18 protein-coding genes are annotated in these 15,165 nt (G+C 58.1%); 12 read left to right on the forward strand and 6 right to left on the reverse strand.

Annotated elements, in window-relative coordinates; all coding sequences use genetic code 11:
• Positions 1-5: 5 nt before the first annotated feature.
• The 3 genes from F475_RS29230 to F475_RS29240 all read right to left on the reverse strand — a co-directional run bounded on the left by F475_RS29230 (position 6) and on the right by F475_RS29240 (position 2,243).
• Positions 6-695: an endonuclease gene (locus tag F475_RS29230; RefSeq protein WP_111455367.1), complete on the reverse strand. Its 690-nt coding sequence runs from the start codon at positions 693-695 to the stop codon at positions 6-8.
• Positions 696-699: 4 nt separating this feature from the next.
• The gene (locus tag F475_RS29235; RefSeq protein WP_064616810.1) at positions 700-990 is read right to left on the reverse strand and encodes a DUF1654 domain-containing protein; all 291 of its coding nucleotides are present in this window, start codon (positions 988-990) and stop codon (positions 700-702) included.
• A gap of 164 nt (positions 991-1,154) precedes the next feature.
• Positions 1,155-2,243 carry an asparaginase gene (locus F475_RS29240; protein WP_018930289.1) on the reverse strand — a complete coding sequence of 363 codons (1,089 nt, stop codon included), beginning with the start codon at positions 2,241-2,243 and terminating at the stop codon, positions 1,155-1,157.
• Between the two features lie 336 nt (positions 2,244-2,579).
• On the opposite strand from F475_RS29240, the gene F475_RS29245 reads away from it, so the two are divergent.
• The 8 genes from F475_RS29245 to F475_RS29280 all read left to right on the forward strand — a co-directional run bounded on the left by F475_RS29245 (position 2,580) and on the right by F475_RS29280 (position 10,214).
• Positions 2,580-3,032, forward strand: coding sequence for a hypothetical protein (locus tag F475_RS29245; protein ID WP_111455368.1), 453 nt, complete (start codon positions 2,580-2,582; stop codon positions 3,030-3,032).
• A gap of 176 nt (positions 3,033-3,208) precedes the next feature.
• Positions 3,209-4,165, forward strand: coding sequence for a sugar ABC transporter substrate-binding protein (locus F475_RS29250; RefSeq protein WP_019582837.1), 957 nt, complete (start codon positions 3,209-3,211; stop codon positions 4,163-4,165).
• A 56-nt stretch (positions 4,166-4,221) separates the two neighbouring features.
• Positions 4,222-5,775: a sugar ABC transporter ATP-binding protein gene (locus tag F475_RS29255; protein ID WP_111455369.1), complete on the forward strand. Its 1,554-nt coding sequence runs from the start codon at positions 4,222-4,224 to the stop codon at positions 5,773-5,775.
• Complete coding sequence (locus F475_RS29260) at positions 5,772-6,749, forward strand: ABC transporter permease (RefSeq protein WP_007940220.1); 978 nt, start codon at positions 5,772-5,774, stop codon at positions 6,747-6,749. Before F475_RS29255 ends, F475_RS29260 begins: the two co-directional genes overlap by 4 nt.
• 3 nt (positions 6,750-6,752) lie before the next feature.
• Positions 6,753-7,772 (forward strand): LacI family DNA-binding transcriptional regulator, encoded by a 1,020-nt coding sequence (locus F475_RS29265; RefSeq protein WP_111455370.1) that lies wholly within the window; start codon positions 6,753-6,755, stop codon positions 7,770-7,772.
• Between the two features lie 61 nt (positions 7,773-7,833).
• A complete protein-coding gene (gene rbsK / locus F475_RS29270) occupies positions 7,834-8,751 on the forward strand; it encodes a ribokinase (RefSeq protein WP_111455371.1) in 918 nt (305 codons plus the stop codon).
• On the forward strand, positions 8,748-9,152 hold the full coding sequence (gene rbsD / locus F475_RS29275) for a D-ribose pyranase (RefSeq protein ID WP_111455372.1): 405 nt from the start codon (positions 8,748-8,750) through the stop codon (positions 9,150-9,152). Before rbsK ends, rbsD begins: the two co-directional genes overlap by 4 nt.
• A 33-nt stretch (positions 9,153-9,185) precedes the next feature.
• Positions 9,186-10,214 (forward strand): nucleoside hydrolase, encoded by a 1,029-nt coding sequence (locus tag F475_RS29280; protein WP_086945278.1) that lies wholly within the window; start codon positions 9,186-9,188, stop codon positions 10,212-10,214.
• Between the two features lie 38 nt (positions 10,215-10,252).
• Here F475_RS29280 and F475_RS29285 read toward each other — a convergent pair whose 3' ends face one another.
• Positions 10,253-10,465 (reverse strand): hypothetical protein, encoded by a 213-nt coding sequence (locus F475_RS29285; RefSeq protein ID WP_018930281.1) that lies wholly within the window; start codon positions 10,463-10,465, stop codon positions 10,253-10,255.
• Between the two features lie 132 nt (positions 10,466-10,597).
• Here F475_RS29285 and F475_RS29290 point away from each other — a divergent pair, with 132 nt between their 5' ends.
• Together F475_RS29290 and F475_RS29295 are read left to right on the forward strand one after the other, a co-directional pair.
• Positions 10,598-10,903 (forward strand): hypothetical protein, encoded by a 306-nt coding sequence (locus tag F475_RS29290; protein ID WP_018930280.1) that lies wholly within the window; start codon positions 10,598-10,600, stop codon positions 10,901-10,903.
• Between the two features lie 167 nt (positions 10,904-11,070).
• The gene (locus F475_RS29295; protein WP_018930278.1) at positions 11,071-11,388 is read left to right on the forward strand and encodes an I78 family peptidase inhibitor; all 318 of its coding nucleotides are present in this window, start codon (positions 11,071-11,073) and stop codon (positions 11,386-11,388) included.
• Between the two features lie 65 nt (positions 11,389-11,453).
• Here F475_RS29295 and F475_RS29300 read toward each other — a convergent pair whose 3' ends face one another.
• Both F475_RS29300 and F475_RS29305 read right to left on the reverse strand, forming a co-directional pair.
• Complete coding sequence (locus tag F475_RS29300; RefSeq protein WP_003179963.1) at positions 11,454-11,666, reverse strand: cold-shock protein; 213 nt, start codon at positions 11,664-11,666, stop codon at positions 11,454-11,456.
• 290 nt (positions 11,667-11,956) lie between these two features.
• Complete coding sequence (locus F475_RS29305; RefSeq protein ID WP_111455373.1) at positions 11,957-12,259, reverse strand: hypothetical protein; 303 nt, start codon at positions 12,257-12,259, stop codon at positions 11,957-11,959.
• Positions 12,260-12,632: 373 nt separating this feature from the next.
• Between F475_RS29305 and thrS the strand changes: the two genes are divergently transcribed.
• Both thrS and infC read left to right on the forward strand, forming a co-directional pair.
• Positions 12,633-14,555 carry a threonine--tRNA ligase gene (thrS, locus tag F475_RS29310; protein ID WP_007940231.1) on the forward strand — a complete coding sequence of 641 codons (1,923 nt, stop codon included), beginning with the start codon at positions 12,633-12,635 and terminating at the stop codon, positions 14,553-14,555.
• On the forward strand, positions 14,555-15,106 hold the full coding sequence (infC, locus tag F475_RS29315; RefSeq protein ID WP_172435341.1) for a translation initiation factor IF-3: 552 nt from the start codon (positions 14,555-14,557) through the stop codon (positions 15,104-15,106). Before thrS ends, infC begins: the two co-directional genes overlap by 1 nt.
• Positions 15,107-15,165: the final 59 nt, after the last annotated feature.

Raw genomic sequence — 15,165 nt, forward strand, 5'->3', positions numbered from 1 at the left:
GCCGGTTAGCCGCAAGCCTTCATGTCTACGGGGCCGACAAACTCATTGCCGCGGCCCATCACGCACGCCACGCTCTGGTTGCGCTGACGTTCCCATGCCTGAACCGGGTAGGTCTTGTTCCAGGCTTCGTACAATTGCCGATCCTGTTTCGACAGGCGTAAGCCGTACTGCTTGCTCATGTAGAAATAGGTTCGGGCGATCATGCCGCGAATGGAAGGCCGGGGCATGACCTTCTTCGCCTTGAAGTCGATCTGAGTCAGGCACGAGCCATATTGACCCGATTGCACGGGTAGCCAGCCGAAACTGAAATTGCTCCGATCGCCATTTACCTCGCCGATGCTGGGTACCAGATTGTGCAGGTCGGCCTCAGCTTTTTGATAGGTTGGGTCGTAGCGCGTGCAGTTCTTGCGACCTCCTTGTTGCCAGCACTGACGCTGATGGCCGATCTGCCAGGCCGGGACAATGTGTTCCCACTCGATGCGCGAGGCGCGCTTGGCGTTTTTGCGTGGCACATAACCACAGGCGGCGAGGTTCACGCGGTCGCCCGTGTATTTGCAGCCGCAATAGAACTCGGTGGATTGCGGAGCGTACAACTTCCAGGCGACTTTCTTGGCTTCGTTGAAGGTGCGTGGGGCGCCAGCCTGGGCGCCAAGGGTGATGAGCAGAAACAGCAAAGCAAACCAGCGGACGCTCATTGACTCAATCTTCCTTCGGCACAACCCAGAAAATCTGCACGCCGCCATCGTCGCGATGGGCGAGGGTGACGTTGTCGTTCTCGTCGATTTCTTCGAGCAAACGCTCCCACTCATCCACGGGTTCGTCCGGAAGACGGAAGATCAGTGCTGCTTTGGCTTTCTGGGCGGTGGGGGAATTGATGATTTTCTGAATGCGCATACCCAGGCGTTCGTAAGCGTCAGGAGAGGCGGAGGTAGTGGCCACGGAGTTATCCTTATTAAGCTGTACGTGCATACAGTATTTAACTGTAGGCATTTTCGCAACTGCTTAAAATTCAAGAAAATCCTCTGACAGTGGTTTTTTCCGTTTGGTGTAGGGCGAAGGGAGATTTTTTATCGGAAAGAGATCGTGAACCACTCGCCAGGACTGGCGAGTGGTGACAGCGGTGCCCGACCGCGAACGGGTCGGGCGCGGGCGAATCAGTACTCCCAGAACATCCGTTGCAGCTCTTTGCTGTCGTTGGTCTTGGTCAGTGCGACCATGGCCAGGATGCGGGCTTTTTGCGGGTTCAGGTCGTGAGCAACAACCCAGTCGTACTTGTCGTCAGGCTGTTCAGCGTTACGCAGCACGAAACCGCCGGCATTGACGTGAGAAGAGCGAATGATTTGTACGCCGTCTTTGCGCAAGGCCTGCAGGGCGGGAACCACGCGGGACGATACCGAGCCATTGCCGGTGCCGGCGTGGATGATGGCTTTGGCGCCCGACTGCGCAAGGGCTTTGTAGGCGGTGTCGCTGACGTTGCCATAGGAGTAGGCAATTTCGACGTCAGGCAGACTCTTGATGGTTTTGATGTCGAATTCCGAGTCCATGGTGTGACGCTTTGCCGGCAGGCGGAACCAGTAGGATTTGCCTTCGACCACCATGCCCAACGGCCCCCAGGCACTTTTGAACGCCTCGGTCTTGATGTTGATCATTTTGCTGACATCGCGACCCGACTGGATTTCATCGTTCATGGTCACCAACACGCCTTTGCCGCGCGCGTCTTTGCTGCTGGCCACGGCGACGGCGTTGTACAGGTTCAGCATGCCGTCGGCCGACATGGCGGTGCCAGGGCGCATGGAGCCGACGACGATAATCGGCTTGTCGGTTTTCTCCACCAGGTTCAGGAAGTAAGCAGTTTCTTCCAGGGTGTCGGTGCCGTGGGTGATGACAATGCCATCGACGTCTTTGCTGTCGGCCAGTTCAGCCACGCGACGTCCCAGTTGCAGCAGGTTGTCGTTGGTGATGCTTTCGGATGCGATCTGCATGACTTGTTCGCCGCGAACGTTGGCCAATTGGCTCAGTTCCGGAACTCCTGCGATCAATTGTTCGATGCCGACTTTCGCCGCTTGGTAGGTGGCGCTGTTGGCGGCGCTGGCGCCAGCGCCGGCAATGGTGCCGCCGGTGGCCAGGATCACCACGTTCGCCAGTTTCTGTTGGGTTTCGATTTCTTTTGCCTGAAGGGCTGTAGGCAGAAGCATAAGCAGGGCCAAGGCGCCCGGAATAAAAGTGTTGAAGGCAGATTTCATTATTGTTTTCTCTAGTAGTGAGGCGGTGCAGATGCAAGTTCATCTAGAAGCGCCCCAAGCAGATCTGAACGCCGGGGGTGTAGAAGAGGAGCAGGATCTGTACCAGTCGGACGCTGGAGAAGGTGATCTTTTAACCTGATGATTTTTATCAATATTGTTGCCGTGGCTGGCGATACTTCGCGCCTGGCTGTCCGGGTTTCCGAATATGTTCAGCTTTTATGTTCGGCTCACCGACCTTCATTGAGAAGGTCGCCTTGCAAAATCGAAAATCGGTGCTAAAGAAAACCCCGCACAGGTCGATGCTCCTTTAAAGGATCTATTTTTTCAGGAGTTCACATGTCGTTTACTGTCGGTTTTGCAAATGCAGGCGCAATCACTATCGGGGGTAAATCCCCGGCGACCATCAACGACTTGAGTGAAGCAACATCCGACGCCTCGGCCCAGGCGCTGGGCGAAGAGCAGGGCGACGACAAGCAGGTCAGAACCGGTGGCGGCGCGGCGGCTCAGAGCGAAAGCAAATCCGAGAAAACCAGCAGTCAGAGTATTGCGGTGCAGGTATTGCTCAAGCGCATGCAGGAACTGCAGCAGCAACTGCGCGAACAGCAACAGCAACTGGCGGCCGCTCAGGCGGCGAATTATTCGACCCCGGAAGCCAAGGCCAGCGCAGTCATGACAATCCAGGGGCAAATCGCCAATACCAGCGCTGCGCTGGCGCAAGTGACCGGCAATCTGGTCAAGGAGCTGGCCAAGGATTCCAGCGGCGGCGGTCTGGTCAACACCACGGCGTGAGGCAAAACGGGGTTGGCTTTTGCCAACCGAGACACGGAACGGGGCGTTGACAAATCTCGGCAGGGTTCGCATAGTTCGGTCTACGCAAACGTTTGCGCGGTCGCCGTCGATGGGTTGATCCATTGATGATCCAGCGCAAGCGTTGCTAAGAATAATCATAAGATCGGAGTGAACCCATGAAGCTGCCATTCGCTGGACGTCTTCTCGCTGTCGCTATGCTGGCTGCCGCATCCGCCGCGTTGCCTGTCTCTTCGGCATTCGCCGCAACCCCTGAAAAACCTAAAGTCGCGCTGGTCATGAAATCCCTGGCCAACGAGTTCTTCCTGACCATGGAAGACGGCGCCAAGGCCTACCAGAAAGACCACTCCGGCGACTTCGAGCTGATCTCCAACGGCATCAAGGACGAAACGGACACGGCCGGCCAGACGCGCATCGTCGAGCAAATGATCCTGTCCAAGGTCAACGCGCTGGTCATCGCTCCGGCAGACTCCAAGGCCATGGTCCCGGTCATCAAGAAAGCAGTCGATGCCGGTATCACCGTGATCAACATCGATAACCAGCTGGACCCGGCTGTCGTCAAAAGCAAAAACATCACCGTTCCATTCGTAGGCCCGGACAACCGCAAAGGTGCGCGCCTGGTGGGTGAATACCTGGCCAAGCAACTGAAGGCCGGTGACGAAGTCGGCATCATCGAAGGCGTTTCCACCACCACCAACGCCCAGCAGCGCACTGCCGGCTTCAAGGATGCGATGGAAGCGGCGCAGATCAAAGTCGTGTCCCTGCAGTCCGGCGATTGGGAAATCGACAAGGGCGGCAAAGTGGCCTCGTCGATGCTCAGCGAATACCCGAACATCAAGGCCCTGCTTGCCGGCAACGACAGCATGGCGGTCGGTGCGGTCTCTGCCGTACGTGCCGCCGGCAAGGCCGGCAAGGTGCAAGTGGTCGGTTACGACAACATCAATGCGATCAAGCCAATGCTCAAGGATGGCCGTGTCCTGGCCACCGCCGACCAGTTTGCTGCCCGGCAAGCAGTGTTCGGCATTGAGACCGCGCTGAAAATCATCAAGGGCGAGAAAGTCGATAGCGGCGCCAACGGCGTCATCGAAACTCCGGTAGAGCTGGTTACCAAGTAGTCTTTCTGGCGACACAACGGTGCTCGCCCCTTGGGGCGGGCGCATGGAGAGTTTTTATGTCAGTTTCCGCCCCGAACGCTGTCCTCTCGGTCAGCGGTATCGGTAAGACCTACGCTCAACCAGTCCTGACCGGCATCGACCTGACGCTGATGCGCGGCGAAGTGCTGGCGCTGACCGGCGAGAATGGCGCCGGCAAAAGTACGCTGTCGAAAATCATTGGCGGGCTGGTCACGCCGACCACCGGCCAGATGCAATTCCAGGGTCAGGATTACTGTCCCGGCAGCCGCAGCCAGGCCGAAAAGCTGGGCGTGCGCATGGTCATGCAAGAACTCAATCTGTTGCCGACATTGTCGGTGGCGGAAAACCTGTTCCTCGACAACCTGCCCAGCCTCGGTGGCTGGATCAGCCGCAAGCAACTGCGCAGGGCGGCGATCGAGGCCATGGCTCAGGTCGGCCTCGATGCCATCGATCCGGACACCCTGGTCGGTGAGCTGGGTATCGGTCACCAGCAGATGGTGGAAATCGCCCGCAACCTGATCGGCGATTGCCATGTGCTGATCCTCGACGAGCCGACCGCGATGCTGACGGCCCGTGAAGTTGAAATGCTCTTCGAGCAGATCACTCGCCTGCAGGCGCGCGGCGTGGCGATCATCTACATTTCCCACCGTCTCGAAGAACTGGCACGGGTGGCCCAGCGCATCGCGGTATTACGCGACGGCAACCTGGTCTGTGTCGAGCCGATGGCCAATTACAACAGCGAGCAACTGGTCACCCTGATGGTCGGCCGTGAGCTGGGCGAGCACATCGACATGGGCCCGCGCAATATCGGTGCTCCGGCCTTGACGGTCAAAGGGCTGACCCGTTCCGACAAGGTTCGCGATGTGTCCTTCGAGGTGCGCGCCGGCGAGATCTTCGGGATCTCCGGTTTGATCGGGGCAGGGCGCACCGAGTTGCTGCGCCTGATCTTCGGCGCCGATACAGCTGACAGCGGCACCGTCGCGCTGGGGTCGCCGGCTCAGGTGGTGGATATTCGTTCGCCGGCCGACGCGGTCGGTCATGGCATCGCGCTGATCACCGAAGATCGCAAGGGCGAAGGCCTGCTGCTGACGCAATCGATCAGCGCCAACATTGCCCTGGGCAATATGCCGGTGATTTCCAGCGGCGGCTTCGTCAACAACGGTGACGAGATGTCGCTGGCCCAGCGTCAGATCGACGCCATGCGCATTCGCAGCTCCAGCCCGACGCAATTGGTCTCGGAATTGTCCGGCGGCAATCAGCAGAAAGTGGTGATCGGCCGTTGGCTCGAACGCGACTGCACGGTGATGCTGTTCGACGAGCCGACCCGAGGCATCGACGTCGGCGCCAAGTTCGACATCTATACATTGCTCGGTGAGTTGACCCGTCAGGGCAAAGCACTGGTGGTGGTGTCCAGCGACCTGCGCGAACTGATGCTGATCTGTGACCGCATTGGCGTGCTGTCGGCAGGGCGTCTGATCGACACCTTCGAGCGTGACAGCTGGACCCAGGATGATTTGCTTGCCGCCGCGTTCGCCGGCTACCAAAAACGTGATGCGTTGCTCAACGAAGCAGCGCCTAGGGATCTTCCATGAATACTGCAACTCTGGTCGGCAAACGTAGTGGCAATTTTTACGGCCTCGGCACTTACCTGGGCCTGGCCGGTGCCTTGCTGGCGATGGTCGCGCTGTTCTCTGTGTTGAGCAGCCATTTCCTGTCTTACGACACCTTCAGCACCCTGGCCAACCAGATTCCCGATCTGATGGTGCTGGCGGTCGGCATGACCTTCGTATTGATCATCGGCGGAATCGACTTGTCGGTGGGTTCGGTGCTGGCGCTGGCGGCGTCGACAGTCAGCGTGGCGATTCTCGGCTGGGGCTGGAGCGTGCTGCCGGCAGCGTTGCTGGGAATGGGCGCCGCGGCACTGGCGGGCACTATCACCGGTTCGATTACCGTGGCTTGGCGGATTCCGTCATTCATCGTGTCCCTCGGTGTGCTGGAAATGGCGCGGGGGCTGGCGTATCAAATGACCGGTTCGCGCACCGCCTATATCGGTGATGCCTTCGCCTGGCTGTCCAATCCGATCGCATTCGGCATCTCGCCATCGTTCATCATCGCCTTGCTGATTATCTTCATCGCCCAGGCTGTGCTGACGCGTACGGTGTTCGGTCGTTACCTGATCGGCATCGGCACCAACGAGGAGGCGGTGCGTCTGGCGGGGATCAATCCGAAGCCCTACAAGATTCTGGTCTTCAGTCTGATGGGATTGCTGGCCGGTATTGCTGCGTTGTTTCAGATTTCTCGCCTGGAAGCGGCGGACCCGAATGCCGGCTCCGGTCTGGAACTGCAAGTGATCGCTGCGGTGGTGATCGGCGGCACCAGCCTGATGGGCGGGCGCGGTTCGGTGATCAGCACGTTCTTCGGTGTACTGATCATCTCCGTGCTGGCGGCCGGTCTGGCGCAGATCGGCGCGACCGAGCCAACCAAACGCATCATCACCGGTGCGGTTATCGTGGTGGCGGTGGTGCTCGATACCTATCGCAGTCAGCGCGCAAGCCGGCGGACCTGAGTCATGGCAACGATCAAGGATGTAGCGGCACTCGCGGGCATTTCCTACACCACGGTTTCCCATGTGGTGAACAAGACGCGGCCAGTCAGTGAGGAAGTGCGGATCAAGGTCGAGGCGGCAATCAAAAGCCTCGACTACGTGCCCAGCGCCGTGGCTCGCTCGTTGAAGGCGAAAACCACCGCGACCATCGGCCTGCTGGTGCCCAACAGCCTCAACCCGTACTTCGCCGAGCTGGCCCGTGGCATCGAGGATTACTGCGAGCGCAATGGCTATTGCGTCATTCTCTGCAATTCCGATGACAACCTGGAAAAGCAGCGCAGCTACCTTCGCGTGCTGCTGGAAAAACGCATCGACGGCTTGATCGTAGCGTCTGCCGGTGGTGACAGCAGCTTGGCCGAAGGCCTGACGGGCGTGCGTACGCCGATGGTGATCGTCGACCGTGACCTGGAGGGAGTCGATGCGGACCTGGTGCGCATCGATCACGAATACGGTGCCTATCTGGCGACCCGGCACTTACTGGAGTTGGGGCATCGGGACATCGCCACGATTGGCGGCCCGGCGAGTACCAGCGTGGCGCAGATGCGTCTGGCCGGTTATTGCCGGGCGTTGAAAGAGGCGGGCGTCGAGGTGCCGCGCGAGCGCATGCTGGAAAGCGACTTCACCAGCACCGGCGGTTACAACGCCGCCGCGATCCTGCTGGAAAAGAACCCGCCCAGCGCGATCTTCGCCGGCAACGACATGATCGGCATCGGTGTGTTGCGTGCCGCTGCCGAGCGCAATATTCGTGTGCCCACCGAGTTGTCGGTGATTGGTTTCGACGATATCCAGATGAGCCGTTACGTCTATCCGGCGTTGACCACCGTGGGCCAGTCAATCCTGCAACTTGGCGAGATGGCGGCCGAGGTGTTGCTGCGTCGGATCGCCGCGCCGGATCTGGCGACCGATCAGCGCATCGTGACGCCCAGTATTGTCCTGCGGGAATCGACCGCGCCGCTGGCCGGTGTGTTTGCCCAATATCGCTGAGCCGAAAGCACCGCTAAACAAAAAAAAGCACCGCTGAAATCGAATTGATGAGTAAAGATGTATGCCAGCAAAAGTAGTGGTAATAGGCAGCCTGAACATGGACCTGGTGACCCGGGCGCCACGGCTGCCCCGTGGTGGTGAAACGCTGATCGGCCAGTCATTTTCCACGGTTTCCGGCGGCAAGGGTGCGAACCAGGCCGTGGCCGCGGCGCGGCTGGGAGCGCAGGTGTCGATGGTCGGTTGTGTCGGCAGCGATGCTTATGGCGAAGCGCTGCGCGGAGCGCTGTTGGCCGAGCGGATCGATTGCCAGGCCGTCAGTACGGTCGAGGATTCCAGCGGCGTGGCGTTGATCGTGGTCGATGACAACAGTCAGAACGCGATCGTGATTGTTGCTGGTGCCAACGGCGCGCTGACCCCTGAGGTGATCGACCGTTTCGACAACGTATTGCAGAAGGCGGATGTCATCATCTGTCAGCTGGAGGTGCCGGATGCCACGGTCGGCCATGCTTTGAAACGCGGTCGTGAGTTGGGCAAGACCGTGATCCTCAATCCGGCGCCGGCCAGTCGCCCGCTGCCGGCGGATTGGTATGCGGCCATCGATTACCTGATCCCCAACGAAAGCGAAGCGTCGGCCTTGAGCGGTTTGCCGGTGGATTCCCTGAGCACTGCCGAAGCCGCCGCGACCCGCTTGATCGCCATGGGCGCCGGTAAGGTGATCATCACCCTTGGCGCTCAGGGATCGCTGTTCGCCAATGGCATCACCTTCGAGCATTTCCCGGCACCGAAAGTGAAAGCAGTCGATACCACCGCGGCCGGCGACACGTTTGTCGGTGGTTTCGCAGCGGCCCTGGCGGCCGGCAAAAGCGAGGCCGAGGCGATCCGTTTCGGTCAGGTCGCCGCTGCGCTGTCGGTCACCCGGGCTGGCGCGCAACCTTCGATTCCTACCTTGTCCGACGTACAGGCGTTTAAAGCACCATGAAAAAGACACCTTTGCTCAACGTCGCGTTGTCGCGGCTGATCGCATCCCTGGGTCATGGCGACACCGTTGTGATCGGCGATGCCGGCTTGCCAGTACCGCCCGGCGTCGAGTTGATTGACCTGGCCTTGACCCATGGCATTCCGGATTTCATCAGTACCTTGAAGGTTGTGCTCAGCGAAATGCAGGTCGAAAGCCATGTACTGGCCCATGAGATTCTGGACAAAAAGCCATCGGCCTTGAGCGCGCTGGATGAACTGAATGCCGAAGGTGCGCTTGGCCGGCGCGAGCTGATCAGTCATGAACAATTCAAGGCGCTCAGCCGACAAGCGAGGGCGATTGTTCGTACAGGCGAATGTCAGCCGTACTGCAACATCGTTTTGGTGGCTGGCGTAACGTTCTAACTTTCCGTTCTTCCCACGCACAAGGAGTGCGCTATGCATCGCTATGCTCAGAAACTGCATCACCTGCTTCGGAGTCTGCTGCTTTTGTCCCTGATTACCGCAACAAGCGCCTACGCGGCGGAAAAGATCGACTTGATCATCGACACCGATCCAGGTGCCGACGACGTGGTCGCCTTGCTGTTTGCCCTGGCCTCGCCGGAAGAGTTGAACATTCGTGCGCTGACCACCGTCGCTGGCAACGTGCGTCTGGACAAGACCTCGCGTAATGCGCGTCTGGCCCGTGAATGGGCAGGGCGTGAGGAGGTGCCGGTGTACGCGGGGGCGCCGAAACCGCTGATGCGCACGCCGATCTATGCCGAAAACATCCACGGCAAGGAAGGTCTGTCCGGTGTCACCGTGCATGAGCCGAAGAAAGGCCTGGCCGAAGGCAATGCAGTCAACTACCTGATCGATACCCTGAAGGCCGCCAAACCCCACAGCATCACCATCGCCATGCTCGGCCCTCAGACCAACCTGGCCTTGGCGCTGATCCAGGAGCCTGAAATCGTTCAGGGCATCAAGGAAGTGGTGATCATGGGCGGTGCGCACTTCAATGGTGGCAACATCACCCCGGTGGCCGAGTTCAATCTGTTCGCTGACCCGCAGGCGGCGGAAGTGGTGCTGAAGAGTGGCGTCAAACTGACCTATCTGCCGCTGGACGTGACCCACAAGATCCTCACCAGTGAAGCGCGCCTGCAGCAAATCGCCGCATTGGACAACAATGCCAGCAAGCTGGTGGGCGATATTCTCAACGAATACGTCAAAGGTGACATGGAGCACTACGGCATTCCGGGTGGCCCGGTGCATGACGCCACGGTCATCGCTTACCTGCTCAAGCCGGAACTGTTTACCGGTCGCTCGGTAAACGTGGTGGTCGACAGTCGAGAAGGGCCGACCTTCGGTCAGACCGTTGTCGACTGGTATGACGGCCTGAAGGCACCGAAGAATGCCTTCTGGGTTGAAAATGGCGACGCCCAGGGCTTCTTCGATCTGCTGACCCAGCGCCTGGCTCGCTTGAAGTAATCCATAGACCCGCAGGTGCCAGCCTGCGGGGTTTTCCGCTATTCGGTATCCGTTGCACTCATGCCCTTATAGTCGTCGGAGTACTTCTCGAGAACCTGGGTTATGAAGGTCTGGGCGGCCTGTGTCCCCAATTCCTTGACCAGCAAATCGATACCAATGATTGCCAGCTCTTCCGGACTGCCCGGGCTGTAAGAGCTGTGGCCCTGTGGCCACTTGATTGTGATATTGGCGTCGATGCTTACGGTGGTCATGATGGCGCTCGTGAAGTCGGGAAAGTCTGAGTGTCGAGTTAACCATTTTGCAGGACGTTTGGCACTCCGACTTAGGCATCAGGAGAGGGCTATGCGACACTTGGTCTTTGACGAATTTTCAAGGATTGTGCTGTGCAGATCGATTTGAACACTCCTGACGGCTTGACCCTCGAAGCAGTGCGTCAGCTACTGGCCTCTGCCAGCGACGATGAGCACACTCAGTTGCGGGTCACCAAGGGCGGCATCGCTTACATTTCGTCGGGTGTCGTGGGTGGTACTGATATCGACGGGCTGCGGTTTCGCCTGGAAACATGGGCCAAGGGCTCGGGTTATGTCGGACGGGTCGCAGCCAGCGATGAGGTGTGGGTCATGCAGATCTTCAACGCGCTGAAAGACAACTGGCCGAATCCGCCGTACGACTACATCGACGTCTATTGAACGCTGTTCATATTCAGTGACGATTGCGGGATGAACGCCAGGGCGATGCTCAGGCAAACTCGCCACTCGTCCAGATCGAGGGCAGGGCGATAGCGCCCGCCTTGAAACCAAACACCAAAATGGCGGTCGCACGATCTCTGCTTAATTTTTGAAAGAAAGGAGGCTTCATGCCTTGGAAGCTCGCATCATTGGGTACGTTGTTGGCCGCCACTCTGCTGGCCGGTTGCAGCAGTACGTCCACCGAGTCGGCAAAGGACCCTGTGGCGACCGATACCGGCCACAGCCGTTGTGAAGCAAAGGCTGCCGAATTCACCATTGGCAAAAAGGCTTCGCCCGAATTGCTGGAGCAGGCGCGTACCCGTGCAGGCGCGCAGAATGCCCGGTTTCTCAAGCCTGATGACATGGTGACTCTGGAGTACCGCTCCGATCGCCTGAACCTGAGCACCGACAGCAATCTGGTGGTCACCCGCGTCAACTGCGGCTGATTGTTTTTGTTTCACCCATAAAAAACCCCGTCACATGGACGGGGTTTTTTTAGTGCGCCAGAAAATTACTCTGGGCGAACTTGTGCAGCTTGCATACCCTTTTGGCCTTTCTCAGCCACGAAGGAAACGGTTTGGCCTTCTTTCAGGCTTTTGAAACCGTCGCTTTCGATAGCTTTGAAGTGTACGAACAGGTCGTCACCGCCACCTTGAGGAGTGATGAAGCCGAAGCCTTTTTCATCGTTGAACCATTTAACGGTGCCGGTTTGGCGATTAGACATGGTGTATCTCCAAGAAACATATATTTTCAGTAGTACTGTGCTGCTCAGGCCAACTGGGCACACCGGAGTATCATAGTCGAAATGTTCGCTTTGGGAGCCCCCCGGACGTGCTGTTTGCCCTACAGTCGCGTTCTCTTTGTTGCTCTGTATGGCTGAAAGCCCCGTTTTAAAAGGCTTTCAGCCAAAAGTAAAGACAATAAAAAAAGCTGTAAAACCTGCATAAATCGTACGAAAAAGCTGAAAACCGTTACTTTTTATCAGCGTTGGGCCGAGTCAAAAGGACTTTTTCCTCACTTTTTCGCCGGTGCATTGGCCTTGCATTTGGCGATCTCGCCCAGTGCCTTCTGTTGCAGTTCCGGGGTGGCCTTGTTGTCCATCAGCGACTGAATATCGGCGGCCGGGTAGGATTTGATCGCGTCGGCGCCACAAGCGCAGTGGGATTTTGCCGCAGCAGCGCCAATCTGAGGGGAAGCCGCCTGTGTGCACTGAGCCATGTACTTCTCGCGCTCACCCTTTGGCCAGTCGGCATGGGCGGCCAACGGCAGCAACAGGACGAGGGGGGCGACTACTGCGAATAAACGATTCAGACGCATGCTGAGATGCTCCTTTCGGGTCAATGTCTTTTATCTGATGGGTGACATGGGGTTCAAGTTCAGCACTCTGGCACAAAAAAGCCTGATTTGCCCCAGCAGAAAACCTCGGTGCATCGATGACCGTTCATCTGTGCTAGCATGCCTGGCTCGGGTGTTTGCAGGCTCCGGATGACCTTCCGTCCCGGCAGCGGCAAATGCGCGAATAACCCTGATTTGAATCCCAGTCACTCTGGTTCGGTTTTCCGGTTGGCCGCAAGGCTCCTGCCGCTGTAAGGCAGGCGTTCGTCATTGAATGGCCTGGATCGGATCTTGTACTGGCTCATCCCAACCCACGTGACCTTTGGTAGGGGTCACCACTAGGAGAGGAGGCGCCATGCCAACTATTACTCTTCCCGACGGCAGTCAACGTTCATTCGATCACCCGGTTTCCGTAGCCGAGGTCGCCGCATCCATCGGTGCAGGCCTGGCCAAGGCCACCGTAGCCGGCAAGGTCAATGGCAAGCTGGTCGACGCCAGCGACATCATCGACAGCGATTCTTCGCTGCAAATCATTACGCCAAAGGATGAAGAGGGGCTGGAGATCATTCGCCACTCTTGCGCCCACCTGGTTGGCCACGCGGTCAAGCAGCTGTACCCGACGGCCAAGATGGTCATCGGTCCGGTCATCGAAGAAGGCTTCTATTACGATATCGCCTTCGAGCGTCCTTTCACGCCTGACGACCTGGCCGCCATCGAACAGCGCATGCAGCAGCTGATCGAGAAAGATTACGACGTGATCAAGAAAGTCACTCCGCGCGCCGAAGTGATCGAAGTGTTCAAGGCTCGCGGCGAAGACTACAAACTGCGCCTGGTCGAAGACATGCCGAACGAGCAGGCCATGGGCCTGTACTATCACGAAGAATACGTCGACATGTGCCGCGGTCCGCACGTGCCGAACACGCGCTTCCTGAAATCCTTCAAGCTGACCAAGCTGTCCGGCGCCTACTGGCGTGGCGATGCCAAGAACGAGCAATTACAGCGCGTTTACGGCACCGCATGGGCGGACAAGAAGCAGCTGGCGGCTTACATCCAGCGCATCGAAGAAGCTGAAAAGCGCGATCACCGCAAGATCGGCAAGCGTCTGGGCCTGTTCCACACCCAGGAAGAGTCGCCGGGCATGGTGTTCTGGCACCCGAACGGCTGGACGCTGTACCAGGTGCTCGAGCAGTACATGCGCAAGGTTCAGCGCGACAACGGTTACCTGGAGATCAAGACTCCACAAGTCGTTGACCGCAGCCTGTGGGAGAAATCCGGGCACTGGGCCAACTACGCCGACAACATGTTCACCACGCAGTCGGAAAACCGCGACTACGCCATCAAGCCGATGAACTGCCCGTGCCACGTGCAGGTGTTCAATCAGGGCCTGAAAAGCTACCGCGAGCTGCCGATGCGTCTGGCCGAGTTCGGTGCCTGCCACCGTAACGAGCCGTCGGGTGCGCTGCATGGCATCATGCGCGTTCGCGCCTTCACTCAGGACGATGCTCACATCTTCTGTACTGAAGAGCAGATGCAGGCCGAATCCGCCGCGTTCATCAAGCTGACCATGGACGTCTATGCCGACTTCGGCTTTAAAGAAGTCGAAATGAAACTGTCCACTCGTCCGGAAAAACGCGTTGGTTCCGACGAGTTGTGGGATCGCGCCGAAGCGGCATTGGCCGCAGCCCTTGATAGTGCGGGCCTGCCGTACGATCTGCAGCCGGGCGAGGGTGCGTTCTACGGTCCGAAGATCGAGTTCTCGCTGAAAGATTGCCTCGGCCGTGTCTGGCAGTGTGGTACCCTTCAGCTCGATTTTAACCTGCCTGTCCGTCTGGGAGCCGAATACGTCTCCGAAGACAACAGTCGCAAGCACCCGGTGATGTTGCATCGGGCGATCCTGGGTTCCTTCGAGCGCTTCGTCGGAATTCTGATCGAGCACTACGAGGGTGCATTCCCCGCGTGGCTGGCGCCGACCCAGGCAGTGATTATGAATATCACTGATAAACAAGCCGATTTTGCCGCCGAGGTTGAAAAAACTCTCAACGAAAGCGGATTTCGTGCCAAGTCTGACTTGAGAAATGAAAAGATCGGCTTTAAAATCCGCGAGCATACTTTGCTCAAGGTTCCCTATCTCTTGGTTATCGGAGATCGGGAAGTCGAGATGCAGACTGTCGCTGTGCGTACTCGTGAAGGTGCTGACCTGGGCTCGATGCCCGTCGCCCAGTTCGCTGAGTTTCTCGCGCAAGCGGTTTCCCGGCGTGGTCGCCCAGATTCGGAGTAATTATTATTAAGCGTGAAATGAGACAAGATAAACGAGCTGCACCGAAAGCCCCGATCAACGAGAATATCTCGGCACGCGAGGTTCGGTTAATTGGGGCTGAAGGTGAACAGCTTGGGATTGTGTCAATTGAAGACGCGCTTCTTAAGGCTGAAGAGGCCAAACTGGATTTGGTGGAAATTTCCGCCGATGCAGTACCCCCTGTTTGCAAACTGATGGACTACGGCAAATCGATCTTCGAAAAGAAGAAGCAGATTGCCGCGGCCAAGAAAAACCAGAAGCAGATTCAGGTTAAAGAAATCAAGTTTCGTCCAGGGACGGAGGAAGGGGATTACCAGGTAAAACTGCGCAACCTGGTACGTTTCCTGAGTGACGGGGACAGGGCCAAGGTATCCTTGCGATTCCGCGGCCGTGAGATGGCCCACCAGGAGCTGGGGATGGAACTCCTCAAGCGAGTTGAAGGTGACTTGCTCGAGTACGGTTCGGTCGAACAGCATCCTAAGATGGAAGGACGCCAGCTGATCATGGTCATCGCCCCGAAAAAGAAGAAGTAATCAACAGGGCACGGCAGGCCTTCTGATTATGTTTATCAACTGAATGCGGAGTATCCGAA

The organism is Pseudomonas sp. URMO17WK12:I6 (assembly GCF_003253625.1).
GTDB lineage: Bacteria > Pseudomonadota > Gammaproteobacteria > Pseudomonadales > Pseudomonadaceae > Aquipseudomonas.